This window comes from Rhodococcus sp. LB1 (assembly GCF_001583455.1).
GTDB classification, from domain to species: Bacteria; Actinomycetota; Actinomycetes; order Mycobacteriales; family Mycobacteriaceae; genus Rhodococcus_F; species Rhodococcus_F opacus.
In genome coordinates this window covers 12864-26478 of sequence record NZ_LTCZ01000438.1, presented here as the reverse complement: position 1 = coordinate 26478, position 13615 = coordinate 12864, and the positions used below count along the sequence as shown (strand labels likewise).

Here is a 13615-nt window from a genome sequence, read left to right as displayed (position 1 = left end):
AACAGCTCGCGGGCCTTGGCTGGCGGCTGCCCCGACTTGAGCCACGCGTTCCCCAGGTCGGTGAGCGTCTTTGCGACCTTCGGGTGGTCGAAGCCGTGGGCGGTTTCGGTGAGCGCTAATAGCCGCTCCAGCGTGGACACCTCCCCAGCGGGGTCGTCACGTCCACGACTGAACGCGAGCGCCCGCCGAAGCGATACCACGGCCGGATCGTCGATGGCGGTGATCATCGCCCACGCCTGAGCGGCAATGCCGGCGTTCCCATCGATGTGAGCCCGGAATCCGATACGCCCGAGAGCCTCGGAGTCGTCAGCGTGGCCAGCGGCATCCAGAGCTGCTGTCCATACCGCCTCGTCGGGTTCTTCCGCCTCGGCACGGTGGATCTCCGCCACGTCCGCCTGAGCAATGACAACCTGCTCGCCCTCGCTGTCGGTCTCGCGGACCAGGAGCGAGGCGCTGCCGACCACGGGAGAGTCCGCCCACTTCAGGGCTCTCCTCAGGTGTTTACCGTCGATCCTCCGATGCTCACCCAATCGTTGTTGCACTAAGGCGAGCAGCTGGCCGACCGGAAGTGGACGGCCGATGTCGGTGGAGGCCCAGACAACGGCGACGTCGACGACCTCCCGCGCGAGCGCACAGTCATCCCCGGCCGGCTCGTACGGGCAAGTGTTGTCACCACTGTTCAGCTGTTTGAGCAGTTCGGCTACGACCGTGAAAGCTGCCGCGATGCCTTCGCTGAAGTCCACCCCCGGGTACGCTGCCGCGGCTCGCGTCAGCTCCTGGGCAGAGGGCACCCGCTTGAGCAGGATCGGATCACCGAATTCCGCGGCTAGAACGGGGTTTTCCGCAGACCAGACTTTGTACTCGGTCGACGAGATGGTGGCCACTATCCGCAGCCCCGGGCGCTCTCTGCAGCGACGCAACATCGTCGCTGTCAGGCCACCTCGTGCAAGAGTGTCGACCTTATCGAGCCACAGCAACTGCCGTGTCCCGCACTCAGGCCGCGAGAGAACATCGAGTTCGCCCAGCGCAGTCGCGAGGCCGTGCGGACCTTGCGGAACGATGGCCAGGGACGAGGCCGGTACGGTTAGTGTCAGTTCGTATGCGCTCCGCGTGACTCCGCTCGCCCGAGTCCCGATGAGCAGCACCGACCCATGGGAGCGGAGACGTTTGAGGGCCCGCTCATCGATGTCACGCTCGACGTACGGTGGCAGTAGTTCTGCCCGTTCGGCGTATTTTTGCGCGAGGGACGATCGAGCCACGCCCAGCTCTTTGTAGGGGTCGATCTCGCGGACCGGCATGGGAGGCCAGAGTAGGCAGGCTTTCGCAGCATTCACCCATTTGGCCTCGGCCACTGCTTCTTTCTGCTTCTCCTCCTCTTCTTTCTCCTTTTTCACACGACGGTCGGTGCGCAATTTTTCGAACGCCACAGCGATTGCAACCACAGCTACCACGAGCGTCGCGAGCAGCCGCGCCCACACCGGGGCTGCCAAAATCGTCAAGACCGTGTAGACCGCGGCAGCGACAGCCGCACCGACACCCAGGACTGTGCTAGCCGGAAGGGCCCGCACCCAGGAAAGCCACCGCGATCCGTCCATCGTCAATCACGTCTCCACCTGGTACGCGGCTGACGTACCTGTAAGTCTGGGCAAGGACCAGACCAGGGACAAGGACACTCCAAATGCGAGTCAGGCCATGCAATGGGCAGGTTCATTCGGGTTGTCTACTCGGACGAGCCGGTCACGTCGATCATGATCGCCTGGAACTTCGGCACAGTCGTGCTGCCGCCCATGGTCGTGCTGTACGAATGTGATCCAGTGACCTCGACGTACATGGTCACGAAGTCGTCCTCCACGACGTTCGCGAGGACGTTCGCCGCCCCGGTCACCACGGTGTTGTTGTCGTAGCTGTAGCTGCGGTCCTGCGGGGATGCCATCGTGTTCGCCCGGAACTGGGTGGTGCCCGTCGCGGAGTCGAACTGGGTCACATGCCCGTAGACAACGAGCTTGCGGCCCTTGTTCGCGTCCGGGTTCTTTGCCACCAGCGCGAAGTCCCGCTCACCCAGCGATTCGTAGGTGTTGCGGTCCCACCTCGCGGCCTCGATGGCGGCGACACGGGCACGCTCGGCCTCAGCTGCCCGCACCTTCTCCTCCTGCGCCAGGCGCTGACGCTCGGCCTCGGCGGCACGTGCCTCGCTCTGCCGCTTGAACTCGGCTGCCGAGAGCGTGGTGGTGGCCGCGGCCTTCGTGGAGCTGACAGCTGCGCTCGACGTGGTGTCGTCCTGCACGTTCGCCGCGATACCGAGGGTGAGGACCAGGATCGAAAAGCCACCGCCGAGGAGCCACGGCCACAACGGCTTGTTCCCCTTCTCGGGGTTCCACCCCGGAGGCCGGATCGGCGGCTTCGGGGTCTTCGGAGGTTTCGCGCCCTGTCCGGGGCTGGGCTGACCCAACTGGCCGGGCTTCGGACCCTGCTGGTTCGGATAGAACGGATTAGTCATGTGTGGGTGTCTCTCGATAGTGGATGCCCCAACGGCGTCAAGGCTTTATCGCCGCCAGTCACTCCGGCATTACCGAGGACGTGGGATGTTGGCGATGTGCACCCGCAGGTGCGGTTCCATCGCCCACGAGCACCGGACGCTGGCTGTTGAATGAGCTCCTGATCGAGCGTGAGGAGCAGATCATCGGCGACCACGCTGAGTGTCCTTTGCTCAAGCCATTACTGGGGCACTGCGTGAGTTATCACAGGGGGATCGATGGCGGGCACAGATCGGCAATCGAAAAGTGAGAGGCAGTGGTTCGGTGTGCCCGAAATTGCCAGCCGGCGTCGCACCCAACCACCGCCGCCTCGCATCGTCTACGAAGCCCTCACCAACCCTGACCGGGACCCGGTTCGTCCGTGGCTGATCCTGCACAACGACGAACAACGTCCCACGATCGCAGAAGCTGTCGAACCGAACCTCGTCGTACGGACGTCGATCTGGCCCTGGCGGCCGGATGCACGGATCCGCTTCGACTTCGTCGGCCCAACACACGGCAGCGCCACTCTGTCCTGGACATTGAGCGTCGACGAACCAATCCCGGACGGAGAGACGACGGTCCGCATGCGCAAGCGAGTGAACGAACTCATCAACGCAAACCTGCGCTTCACGTTCGGTCAATAGTCAGCCGATCAAGGATCCACTTCTGGAACATGTCGGTGACGATTCCCCTGAGACGCCGGGTTCCGACGCCTAAGGGTTCCTACTCGATCTGTGCCAGGTAATTGCGTTGCCGCTGATCTGGGTCGCCGACGACGATGGACGTACTGGCAGCGAATGCCGCAATCGGTGCAGGAGGGAGCGGTGGTGGAAGATCCCCCGGCAGAGGCATACGGGCGGGTGACGAACCCGGAACGGTTCGCCCCGCTGATTCCGGCTGCCGAGGATCTGATCGCCGACCTGGAGCGCCGGTTCGAGGTCAGTGTCACTCGTGGTCCCGCGCCGCGGTCGAAGTCGCGGACAGTCGAGTTGGTGGAGTTGGTGGAGATCACTCCTATTCGCGTAGATCAGGCGCCGTTGGCGATCACCTTCACTTCGTTTCCTGGTCTGTATCTCGACGCGGGCGCATGGGCGCACATCGCGCTTCCCGCGTGCGGGTGTGACGCGTGTGATGAGGCCGCGGAGGATGTCTTGCGGGAGTTGGCCGAGTATTCCGAGGCGCTGACTGCCGGGCAGCTGTCCGAACGGATCACCGGCAGATTCCGGCTGATCCTTGAGCATTCCTGGGACGGCGAAGGCTGGGTTCGGAGCGGCAGGACGAGACTGTCCGCGGCACGGGCCGCTGAGCTGCGTGCCAGACCGCTGCAGCCGCCGACAGATGGGCGCTGGCGACCGTGGTCCCTCCGATCCTGAGCACACGGTGGCGCTCCGACGCCGGTTGCCGATCCCTATCCGGAGAAACCAAGTAGGTTGCGTCTGACGGCGCATGCGGTCTGTCAGGATCCCGCTTGGCGACCCTTACGGTATGAGAAATCAATGGGTGCCTATCTTGATTGGCGCGGTGACGTCTTGGGGAGCATTGTCCGACTTGATTGCACGCACAAACGTGAACTGGCCCTCGCCCTGTACGCGATAGAGGTCGAAGCCAAATCCAGACAGGACATCTCGCAGGCGTGCCTCATCCGAACCGATGCTCGAGGTTGGCTCACAGAGCCATAGATGCCCATCGACCGGGAGAATCCTGTGCGCTTCGCGGATGTAGTCGGCGTAGTTCTTGCCCATCAGTGCCAACGACAGGATCGCGATGTCGACGGATGCGTCATCGAGCGGGACGGCAGCGATGTCGCAGACAGTCACGCGGTCGTCGAACGCGACATGGTCGAACGGCAGAATTGTGTGACCGCTGCTCACCCGATCGGCGAGCAGCATCTCACCGCACCCGAGGTCTGCGACGACACACGGACGCCGGCCGTCGTTGAGCCATTTCGCGAATTCGTACGCCGGCACCGTCTCCCACTTGCGCCGGGCTTCCGTGTAGAGGTCGTGGTACCGCCGCCACTCGGCCGGATTCTCGGCGAGCCTGCTGTGTGTGACGGTGGAATTCGTTGAAGCCCACGCACCGTGCAGCGCAGACAGATCGCCGTAACGACGGTTCTTGGCGGTGGGCGCCATCCGTTCGACGTCCTCACCGAGCAGATGGTCGAGTGGCTTCCGGATGGCAGTCTGCACCTCGTCGTCCCTGAGCCTGCGCAGCCATGCGAGCGAGGCGCGTGCGGCCTCTGTCGGACTGACCAAGACACCCTTCGGGACCACGCCGTCCACAGCACAGTCGGACAGGGACTCCTTCATCTCGACACGGGCCCAGCGCTGGCCGCACCACGACCACTGCTTCTCCTGCCCCTCCGGCGTTGTGATGTCTGCGAACGTCGCCGGGATGACCACCGTGACTGTCCGTGCGGTCTGTCCCTGCCGGTGGATGCGACCCACGATCTGCTGATAGTTCGCGTGCGTCCACGGCAGCGTGGCGAAGATGAGGGTGTCGCAGACGTGCTGGAGACCGTCGACGCCAGTGGAGATGGCCTCGGAGCCGATCAGTACGTCCACCCGTTCTTCGTCCGGGACCGTGTCGCCGTTCGCCCACCTGCCGACGAAGCGGGCATACCCGTCCTTGTCATCGCCGGTGAACAGCCCGACCCGAAGCCCGGCAGCGTGCAGTGCCTCCGTGAGCGGCTCCACGATGCCGGTGACGAACTGCGTGTAGATCAGGGTCTTACCCCCGGAGCGGCAGTGCGCGACGATCGTGTCGAGCTTGTCCGCCAACAGAATCTGGTCCAGCGCGGACGGGCTGGGCTGCTTTCCGAGCGCGAGTACGTCGTCGAGGCGGTGAGACACGTCCAGCGGGACCGTGACCGGGGCAAGGTTGGCGCTGTAGTCGGGCATCCACCGAGAACCCACCCGGGTGAGGTACTGATGTAAGCGCATCGCGTTCGGCACGGTCTTCGCGATTGGGATGTCGTCAAGCTGGACGCCCTCGGTCAGCTCGAGCAGGCTCCGCGCCTCGTGCAGATCGTTGACGACCGGGGTGGCGGACATGGCCAACACGGCGACGTTCGGGTTGGACTTCGCCGCCTCCACCGCAACCCCGGAGAGCACCCTCCGGCGCTGCGACGGGGCGACGTTCTCCCGCTCCTTGACGTAGTGAACCTCATCGATGACGAGCATGTCGATGAGGTTCTTGCCGATGAGCGCCTGGAGGGTGCCTTCGTTGCCGGGCAGGCGGTCGTAGTTGACGACCAACCATCGTGAGCCCTTCCCCCTCTTCCACGTCGGGGTAAGCGTTTTTGCCTCGACTCGGGCGTTGGGGTAGCAGTTGTTGATGGAGCCGACCCACCCCGCGACGACATTGTTCGGGCAGACCACCAGCACGATGCCGTCCCCCTGACCAGCCTCGAGTAGACCTGCCGCGAGGATCGCCGACACGGTCTTTCCCGCACCCGTCCCAGACCAGTTGCCGACGCGCCTGCGCGTGACGACCTGAGCCGCTACATGCCGCTGCATCAGGTTGGGGGACACGATCGCCGTGGCGCTTCCCGGCTTGAACGACCAGTTCGCCGGCGGAACGATGGCGAGCGCCTGCTCGTACTCGGACCGGAAGCGAAGTCGGATGCCCTCCGAATACTGGTCCGCACGCGGTTCGAGGGTCTTGTCCAGCTCGGCCTGCAGTTGCACTCGCTCCGTCTCCGTGATGGCGCCGGAGTCCAGACGGTAGGCCAACTTCCAAATCTGTCCGGCCGCAGCCGCCGTCAAGAAGTCCACCGTGTCTTCGTCCACGCTGGCGAAGAACTTCGCGCCCATGCCGAGTATGTCGTCCACTTTGAGGGCGGGGAGCGTGAACGAGTCCTCGCCCGAGTCGGGATCGACTGGCGGGGCTTCGGGTTCGGAGGCCGCTTCCGCTACCTCCGCAGGCGTCGGAAGATGGCCCTCCGGATCGAGCACACCGAGATCGTCTTCTGCCGGATCCGCCGCCGGTTCAGTGCTCTCGCCGAGCGGCCCCGACGGTTCGGGATCCCCGGCCCCGGCGTCGCTGCCGTCGACCAACTGTTTCAGGCTCGTGGGATCGGCCAGCGCCTTCCCGATCACGTCCGACTTCGACGATGTCAGTACCCCAGCCTGCTGACAGACCGCATACAGCATTGCCGGTGTCATCGAATCCGTGTACTGAGCCAGATCCGCTACGAAGCCCTCCAGCTTTCGGGCATTCCACATGCGTCCCTGGCAGTGACAGCCCAGCGGGCGGCGGAGACGGGTCCGCCACTCCACCTTCATCGTGTACTCGTGCCCGTTGGGGCACAGCCAGTGCGCCTCGACATCAGATCCTGCAGCGACTTCAGCCGGTCTCAGCGGGGCGTTCTTTGCAAAATCCCACTCCGCAGCGATGTCCGGGAACTGCGATGCCAGGTCATTGATCCCTGCCAGGGCACGTCGTCCTGAACAAAACGGGCAGCCGCTCCCGCCGCTGGTGCGACTCACGACTATGGCGTCCCACCGATGGCCGAACCGGCACTTCCAATGGACCTTCTTACTACTCCGCGGAGCCACCTCACCCGGCGTCAGACCGTTGTTCTCCTCGTAATCCCACTCCACCGCGATCTCGGGAAACTGCGACCCCAAGTCGTTGAAGCCCACCAAGACCTGCTGATTCACGCAGATAGGACAGCCGTTACCGCCGTTGGTGCGGCTTGCGATGATGGCCGCCCAGTTGTGACCACAGCTTCCCGTCCAGTGCACTTTCCTGTTACTACTCGCCATCACCTGGTCGGGCCGGAGCGGGCTATTCATGGCGTAGTCCCATTCCGCTGCGATCTCGGGATACGCCGATTCCAGGTCGTTGAAGCCCGCAAGCACCTTCCTGCTGCCGCAGACAGGGCAGCCGCTCTCATTCTGGGTGCGCTTGGCGATCTGGGTCTGCCACTGGTGCCCAGCATTCCGGCACTTCCAGTGGACCTTCTTATTGCTCCCGGCGGTCACTTGGTCTGGCGTCAGACCGATGTTCTCCTCGTAGTCCCATTCCGCTGCGACGTCGGGAAACTGCGACTCGAGGTCGTTGAATCCCGCCAGCACCCTGTTGTTCGAGCACACGGGACAGCCGGTTCCCCCGCGGGTGCGCTCAGAAATTTGCGCCTGCCACGAGTGCCCAAAATCCCGGCACTTCCAGTGGACTTTCTTGTTGCTCCCCGGAGTGAGCTGATCCGGCGTCAGACCGGCATTCGCCTCGTAGTCCCACTCGACGGCAACCTCGGGGAACTGCGACTCGAGGTCGTTGAAGCCAGCCAGGACCTGCTGATTCGAGCAGACCGGGCAGCCGTGACCATTCGTCTGCGTGCGCTTAACTATCTGGGCCTGCCACTGGTGTCCGAAGTTCTGGCACTTCCAGTGGACCTTCTTCCTCGTAGTCCCACTCGACGGCAACCTCGGGGAACTGCGACTCAAGGTCGTTGAAGCCCGCCAGCACCTTCGTGTTGGAGCACACGGGACAACCACGCCCCTTCGCGCGGTTGAAGATCGCGGCCTCCCACTGGTGCCCAGACTTCCGGCACCTCCAATGGACCTTCTTATGACTACCCGCAGTGACCTGATCCGGCGTCAGACCGCCGTTCTCCTCGAAATCCCACTCCGCGGCAACCTCGGGAAACCGAGACGAAAGAGAATCAGCAGCAGTTGTCATCGTCGGATTCCTAGTCTGGCGCGTGCGGGTGCATCACCCGAAGCAGTAACGTCCCCGCTAGTTAACCCCCATCGGCGCGGTCTTTTCGACAAGGGTCGCGAAAGCGGCAAATCGCTTCGGCCCCGCACCAGGATCCCATTCCGCGAAGGATCGTCTGCCAGCGGCCATTCGCTGGACTCCGATCTCGCCCCGTGCAGAGGTCGCCACGAGTGAGGCCCGCGATAGCGACCGGCAGACAATCCGCTATCGGCACAGCTGATGTGGCGCCCGTTGCGGCAGTCAGAGCCACGATTGAACCCGGCAAATATCGGCGGCTTGCACACCGAACCCGTACGGGTTAGTCATGTCCTATGAGCGAGAATCCGGGAACCCGCGCGGGTTTGAATGTGGGTGACCGCGTCAAGGTGCATACCGACGCCACCTCGGAGTTCGTCATCGTGAGCATCGACGGCGAGGACGCGGTGATCGAGTCGGTGCGCGACGACGTTCCCGGTCGTTTCCCCTTCCATGCCCGCCTCGACCGGTTGGTTCCGGTCGAGTCCTGACCTCAGACACGAAATGCCATCTGAACTGCGAAGATGACACGTCCCCTCGCGTGGGTTACCGTCCGCTCGTCGCGGCTATCGCGTCGGTGATCTGCCCGCGCTGCTCGGCGGTCAGGTCGCGGACCCGGGCGTCGTCGGCGATGCCGAGCATGACCATGACCCCGGCCGGCCCGATCCCGGATCCGCGCATGTACGTGGTGAGGACGTCGGAGACGAGAAGGTTGGCGGCGATCCGGTCGCGTCGGCGGTACAGCAGCGACGTCAGCGGTATGTGGCCGGAGAGTAGGTCGTCGGTTCTCCTCTGACGCAGGGCATTCAGACTGACGATCTTCTGGTCGTCGGGTTCGGGTGTCGGCACTGGGGTTCCTCTCGGTCGGCCGGCAGTATCGGGATCAGGCGCAGCGGGGTGTGTGTTCGCGCCGGGCCTGACGTGTTCGGCCCGGCGTTCCCGCGCGCCGTATCAGCTGCCCAGGCGCCGAGGGAGGCGGGCGGCGAAGACCGCGACGGCGCCGACAATGGTGATCTCGACCTCCCCGAACGCGGCGGCCAGGGCCGTATGCAGACCGTCGAGGTCGTCGCCGCGGTTGTGGAACAGCTTGATCGGCCCGTTGTAGAGGCTGTTCAGGGCGCGGCTGAGAGGGGTGTGGTGCGCACCGGTGTCGAGGATGGTCGAGCCGAAGAACACCCCGTCGTCGGCAATGATCTGGGCGATGTGCCCGAACGCGCGGCCCTTCTCCGCCCAGGTCCCGGGCACGCAGTGCAGGACGAAGTTCGCGGCCACGGAGTCGAACACCCCGACGTCCGCGGGTAGTGGGGCGAGGATGCTGCCGGTGTGCGCGGCCGCGGTGATGCCACGGTCGGCGAGACGTGCGGTGGTCATCTGCAGGGTGTTCGGGTTGAGGTCGAGCAGCGCCAACACCGGGTTCAGGGTCGGGTAGGTGGCGCGCTTGAGGTACCAGCCTGTTCCGGGGCCGATGTCGAGGTGCCGGCCACCGAGGTGGGAGTTGTAGTGCGCGAGCAGCCGTTCGCTGGGGCAGCGCCAGACGAGGGTGTTGCTCCACCGCAACACCACGGTGTCGTATACCGACAGCAGCGCCTGACTGTATGGGGCGGCGCCGGCCTTCTCCGCCTGTGTGACCGCACTTGCAGACATGCGTGTTCCCCCTCGTTGTTCGCGTGATGGCGTTCCCCCGCCATCACCGATCGTAAACGGCGCCGATTCCAGGGACTCGGTCGATTCGTCTGCCGCGATGTACCGCGGCGTGTTCGGGAAGGTCACCCCTGCCTTCCCAAGTTGCTCCGGCTCGGCCGCCGCCGTAAGGAACGATCTTCATCTCAGCGTGTTTCGCTATGCTGGTGTGCGTTCGGCGGAAACGCCGACAGCACGCGTGGGAGCGAGTTACTGGTTTGGTCACCGGGATGCTTCTCCCGCGGTAGACCCGCCTTGCGGTCGGGTCCGAGCGTGGCAGGCCGTCAATTGGGACACTAATGCCTGCCACGCTTCGTCATATCTGGGGCTGTTCGACGCAGCGGGAGGGGATCTGGTGGCGTACAACGTGAGCCCGGATGCGCCGCCGACCCGTCTGGATCCGGAGGCCGGCACCAGCACCACTCCGGCTTCCAAGCCCGCCGGCTATCGGCCGGCCGCCACCTACGACGACCGCGCCCAGGAGCGCGACGGTGCTCGGCAGCTGGACCGGATGGTCGAGGACGCGGAGTTCACCCGGGCCCGCAAGGACCTCGAGCGCGCCTTCCCCCGCGCGACCGTCCCCGATGTGTCCGAGCGTAAACGCCGGGAGCTGCCGATCCCGGATTCGATTCGCCAGCCGCCGAGTTCACGCCAGCGCAAGGTGCGGTCGGTCAACAAGCACAAGGCGCAGTCGCAGTTGCCGAAGGTCGGCTACACCGGCGTGCAGGACCTGGTCAGCGACCCGGACCGGTGGAAGACCGTCGGCGAGGCGCTGTCGACGGCTCGCGGTGACGCGCAGCAACTCGACGAGAAGATGCGCTCCCAGGTCCAGCGGGTGGACCGGGCGATTCAGACCGCCGAACGGTTCAACGATCGCGGCCACATCCTGTACTGCGCGGTGACCCTCCCGCACGCGGTGCCGCAGCAGGCGGTCAACCTACCCGCGACCCTGCATCCCGGATCCCGCCTGGATTTCGACCGGCACACGATGGCCACCCACGCCGCTCACGAACTCGATGGAACGCTGGGCGATCGGGATGTGGTGTTCGAGATCGAAACCGGCCGGGGCATGTATCTGGGCCGCTCGGACACAGTCGACGACACCGCGCACCTGCTGCCGCGAGGGATGCGGTTCGAGGTGGTCTCGGCGGGGGAGGGGCGATACCGTCGCCCTGACGGCAGTATCGGCCGGCGGATGATCGTGCAGCTGCGGGACATCACCGAGGAATGAGGGGAATGAGGATGGGACTGTTCACCGACGACAAGGGCCGCCCCGAGCTGGTGGTCCATCCGGACATCAAGCTGGGACGGGCGACGTTCCGGCCGGTCGACGATGAACCCGAGCCGGAGGAGACACCGAAGCAGCGTGCCCGCCGCGAGCTGAAATTACGCCTGGGCGCCGAGCTCCGCGCGAAAGAGGAAACCGGAGACACCAACCCCGAGAAGGGGTGACGCCTCCGGCTCATCCTGTGCATATTCAGTGATCGGACTATAGCTCCCAATTGCGATAACGCTAGAAAGGCGAGTGGTACGTGTATCAACGGCCGGCGACCGAGGACGAAATCCGCGACAAGGCCCCTGGACTCACCGTCAGCAATAGCGGCGGCGCGTTCGACGAGAACGGGAACGTGGTCGGCGGTACCACCACCTATCTGATCACTGTCACCGAGCCGCGCGATCGATGGTGCACGCGGAACGATCTCATCGATTGGGGCTACAGCGATGCAGGTATCGACCGGTTCTTCGGACCGGAATCCGAGGGGCCGGAGGGAATTACCGGGTGGACGTGCGACCACATCGACCACATCGAGGCAACGGTCGTCGTCCCCGCACTGCGCATGGTGGACGAGGCATTCTCCGACCCCGAGACGCCTGCTTCCATTCTCCGCGCGGCATCGACCTGATTCCGCCCCTGAGCGGTCACCCCAGACCGCTTCGAGTAGCTCCCGTCATGGCCCTTGGGGGACATGCCATGTCCGCAGGTCAGTCCCGCTAATATTCCGGTGACGCGACTACTTCGAGCGCGGCAGGACGGTGCGGGCGGGGTCGGGGCCGTGCGCGGACAGGGTGGCAGCGACGATGAAGACCCAGGACTGTGCAACCACGGGGTGCGGTCAGCTGGCCGCCTTCGTGTCCCGAAGCAAACCCGCGTGGTGCACCGACTGCATCGACGGAATCCTGCGCACGGGTGGCCTCGAACCAGCGGAGCCGTTCACCACGCCGGACGCCTGGCGGTTGACGACGTGCCGGACCTGCGGTGTGCGCGCCCATTACCGACTCGACTACGTCGTCCGAAAGAACGCCTCGGGGACACCGACCTGCCGGGCGTGCCACTGGACGAAGCGGGCGAACAGAACTCGCTCACAGCCGTGGATGGAGTTCGATCGCACGATGCTCGAGCTACTGCGGCACCATTCCCCGGAGCAGATCCTTCAAGCACATCCGCAGCCGGAGGTGCGCGAATTCCTCGAGCAGCGGTGGTGGCCGCACGAACGGATCGCCGGCCATCTCGCCGAGTGCGGTTACGACCTGGTCGACCCGATCGGTGAGGTCCACGACGACAATGACCCGGTACTGGCCCGCTGCCGCAGATGCCATCGGATCAGCGCTGCACGGATGACAGACTTGGGCTCGGGCTGCACCTGTGCACGCAATACCCGATCCTCCGACCCCAGCAGCCCCCGACCCGGCCGGGCATTGCTGTCGGAATCGCAATCGCCGGCACTGGATTGGTGGGACCACGACCACAACGAGGCCACCGCCTTCGACACGGTGACGGTCCTGGCCACTCGCTCCTGCCACTGGCGATGCCCGGAGTGCGGGCTGCGGTTTGAGGAGAAGGTCAACGTCATGACCAGCCGACCGGCATGCCGGGCCTGTTCCGCCCGCCGTCGCGAGGAGTGGGAAGTCGAGAGAACGCGGTGGAAGACCACCCCGGTGGCCGATGTTCCGGAGCTGGCAGCGGCATGGGCCGATGATGACGACCCCCGCGAGGTGATGGTCGACGAAAGTGGGAAGCTGCGTCGGTTCCGGTGCCCGAACGGGCACCATCCCCGCATCAGAACGCTGCTTTTCCTCACCTCGGGGTGTCCGCATTGTCGTGGGTCGGCGACGGCGAAGAAGTGGCTCGCTGACCTGCTGCCCGAAATCGCCGCCCAGTGGCATCCGACCCGTAACGGCAAATACACCCCGCAGAACGTGGTGTGGGACTCGCAGCGTGAGATGTGGTGGCGGGCGGACTGTTGCGGACACGAGTGGCAGACGATGGTGCGGGCCCGCGACGGCGGCAGCCGGGTGCGCTGCCCGGCCTGCCGCACCATCCTCGGCTCCCTGGCCTGGCACGATCCGGGTCTGGCCGCGGAATGGAGTCCGACCAACGCGGTCACCGCCTGGCACGTGCGCCCGCACGCGGCACTGGCGTTCGTTCCGGAATGGGTCTGCGCCACCGACCCCGCCCACGTGTGGCGCGCGCCGCTGACCAGGCGGTCGAATGGGGCGGAGTGCCCGGACTGCCGACAAGCCGGCAAATCGCGTGTCGAACTCGAGCACCATGCGGCCGCGGTGGAGGTGTTCGGCAATGCCCGCTCCGGAATCACCATGACCGACGACGCGTATACCACTCGCAAGTCCTGGACGACGGACATCAGCATCGACCACGACGGGCTCACCGTCGTGATCGA

Annotated in this window: 13 protein-coding genes and 1 pseudogene; 7 read left to right on the top strand and 7 right to left on the bottom strand. The window is 65.1% G+C overall.

Going from position 1 to position 13615, the window contains the following annotated elements; genetic code table 11:
- On the bottom strand, positions 1 to 1601 hold a 1601-nt coding region (locus tag AZG88_RS46980; protein WP_156517780.1), incomplete at its 3' end, for a hypothetical protein.
- 119 nt (positions 1602 to 1720) lie between these two features.
- Complete coding sequence (locus tag AZG88_RS46975; RefSeq protein WP_061701436.1) at positions 1721 to 2497, bottom strand: hypothetical protein; 777 nt, start codon at positions 2495 to 2497, stop codon at positions 1721 to 1723.
- Positions 2498 to 2752: 255 nt separating this feature from the next.
- On the opposite strand from AZG88_RS46975, the gene AZG88_RS46970 reads away from it, so the two are divergent.
- Together AZG88_RS46970 and AZG88_RS46965 are read left to right on the top strand one after the other, a co-directional pair.
- Positions 2753 to 3160, top strand: a complete 408-nt coding sequence (locus AZG88_RS46970) for a hypothetical protein (protein WP_231914459.1) — start codon at positions 2753 to 2755, stop codon at positions 3158 to 3160.
- Between the two features lie 180 nt (positions 3161 to 3340).
- On the top strand, positions 3341 to 3889 hold the full coding sequence (locus AZG88_RS46965; RefSeq protein WP_156517779.1) for a DUF6226 family protein: 549 nt from the start codon (positions 3341 to 3343) through the stop codon (positions 3887 to 3889).
- Positions 3890 to 4009: 120 nt separating this feature from the next.
- On the opposite strand, the gene AZG88_RS46960 is transcribed toward AZG88_RS46965, so the two are convergent.
- The 3 genes and pseudogenes from AZG88_RS46960 to AZG88_RS46955 all read right to left on the bottom strand — a co-directional run bounded on the left by AZG88_RS46960 (position 4010) and on the right by AZG88_RS46955 (position 8201).
- Positions 4010 to 7615, bottom strand: a complete 3606-nt coding sequence (locus AZG88_RS46960) for a zinc-ribbon domain-containing protein (RefSeq protein WP_231914458.1) — start codon at positions 7613 to 7615, stop codon at positions 4010 to 4012.
- A pseudogene (locus AZG88_RS55935) lies at positions 7616 to 7945 on the bottom strand (zinc-ribbon domain-containing protein); the annotation flags it as partial.
- Positions 7863 to 8201 carry a zinc-ribbon domain-containing protein gene (locus AZG88_RS46955; protein WP_061701432.1) on the bottom strand — a complete coding sequence of 113 codons (339 nt, stop codon included), beginning with the start codon at positions 8199 to 8201 and terminating at the stop codon, positions 7863 to 7865. The gene AZG88_RS46955 and the pseudogene AZG88_RS55935, both read right to left, overlap by 83 nt.
- Before the next feature lie 350 nt (positions 8202 to 8551).
- Here AZG88_RS46955 and AZG88_RS46950 point away from each other — a divergent pair, with 350 nt between their 5' ends.
- Entirely contained in the window at positions 8552 to 8746 is a 195-nt protein-coding gene (locus AZG88_RS46950) for a hypothetical protein (RefSeq protein WP_061701431.1), read from the top strand.
- Between the two features lie 55 nt (positions 8747 to 8801).
- Here the strand turns inward: AZG88_RS46950 and AZG88_RS46945 are convergent, their stop codons facing one another.
- Together AZG88_RS46945 and AZG88_RS46940 are read right to left on the bottom strand one after the other, a co-directional pair.
- Positions 8802 to 9104, bottom strand: coding sequence for a hypothetical protein (locus AZG88_RS46945; RefSeq protein WP_061701430.1), 303 nt, complete (start codon positions 9102 to 9104; stop codon positions 8802 to 8804).
- A gap of 102 nt (positions 9105 to 9206) precedes the next feature.
- On the bottom strand, positions 9207 to 9899 hold the full coding sequence (locus AZG88_RS46940; protein ID WP_061701429.1) for a class I SAM-dependent methyltransferase: 693 nt from the start codon (positions 9897 to 9899) through the stop codon (positions 9207 to 9209).
- 391 nt (positions 9900 to 10290) lie between these two features.
- Between AZG88_RS46940 and AZG88_RS46935 the strand changes: the two genes are divergently transcribed.
- The 4 genes from AZG88_RS46935 to AZG88_RS46920 form a co-directional block, all read left to right on the top strand.
- Positions 10291 to 11166 (top strand): hypothetical protein, encoded by an 876-nt coding sequence (locus tag AZG88_RS46935; protein ID WP_061701428.1) that lies wholly within the window; start codon positions 10291 to 10293, stop codon positions 11164 to 11166.
- A gap of 11 nt (positions 11167 to 11177) precedes the next feature.
- Positions 11178 to 11387 (top strand): hypothetical protein, encoded by a 210-nt coding sequence (locus tag AZG88_RS46930; protein ID WP_041813653.1) that lies wholly within the window; start codon positions 11178 to 11180, stop codon positions 11385 to 11387.
- 80 nt (positions 11388 to 11467) lie between these two features.
- Positions 11468 to 11839, top strand: coding sequence for a hypothetical protein (locus tag AZG88_RS46925; protein ID WP_061701427.1), 372 nt, complete (start codon positions 11468 to 11470; stop codon positions 11837 to 11839).
- A 175-nt stretch (positions 11840 to 12014) separates the two neighbouring features.
- Positions 12015 to 13615, top strand: a 1601-nt coding sequence (locus AZG88_RS46920; protein ID WP_231914457.1) for a zinc-ribbon domain-containing protein, incomplete at its 3' end; no start/stop codon positions are given.

What these genes read in the sequence shown, in the direction of transcription:
- AZG88_RS46975 (WP_061701436.1), bottom strand. Translation starts at nt 2,497, where the DNA reads ATGACTAATCCGTTCTATCCGAACCAGCAGGGTCCGAAGCCCGGCCAG.
- AZG88_RS46970 (WP_231914459.1), top strand. Translation starts at nt 2,753, where the DNA reads ATGGCGGGCACAGATCGGCAATCGAAAAGTGAGAGGCAGTGGTTCGGT.
- AZG88_RS46955 (WP_061701432.1), bottom strand. Translation starts at nt 8,201, where the DNA reads ATGACAACTGCTGCTGATTCTCTTTCGTCTCGGTTTCCCGAGGTTGCC.
- AZG88_RS46950 (WP_061701431.1), top strand. Translation starts at nt 8,552, where the DNA reads ATGAGCGAGAATCCGGGAACCCGCGCGGGTTTGAATGTGGGTGACCGC.
- AZG88_RS46940 (WP_061701429.1), bottom strand. Translation starts at nt 9,899, where the DNA reads ATGTCTGCAAGTGCGGTCACACAGGCGGAGAAGGCCGGCGCCGCCCCA.
- AZG88_RS46930 (WP_041813653.1), top strand. Translation starts at nt 11,178, where the DNA reads ATGGGACTGTTCACCGACGACAAGGGCCGCCCCGAGCTGGTGGTCCAT.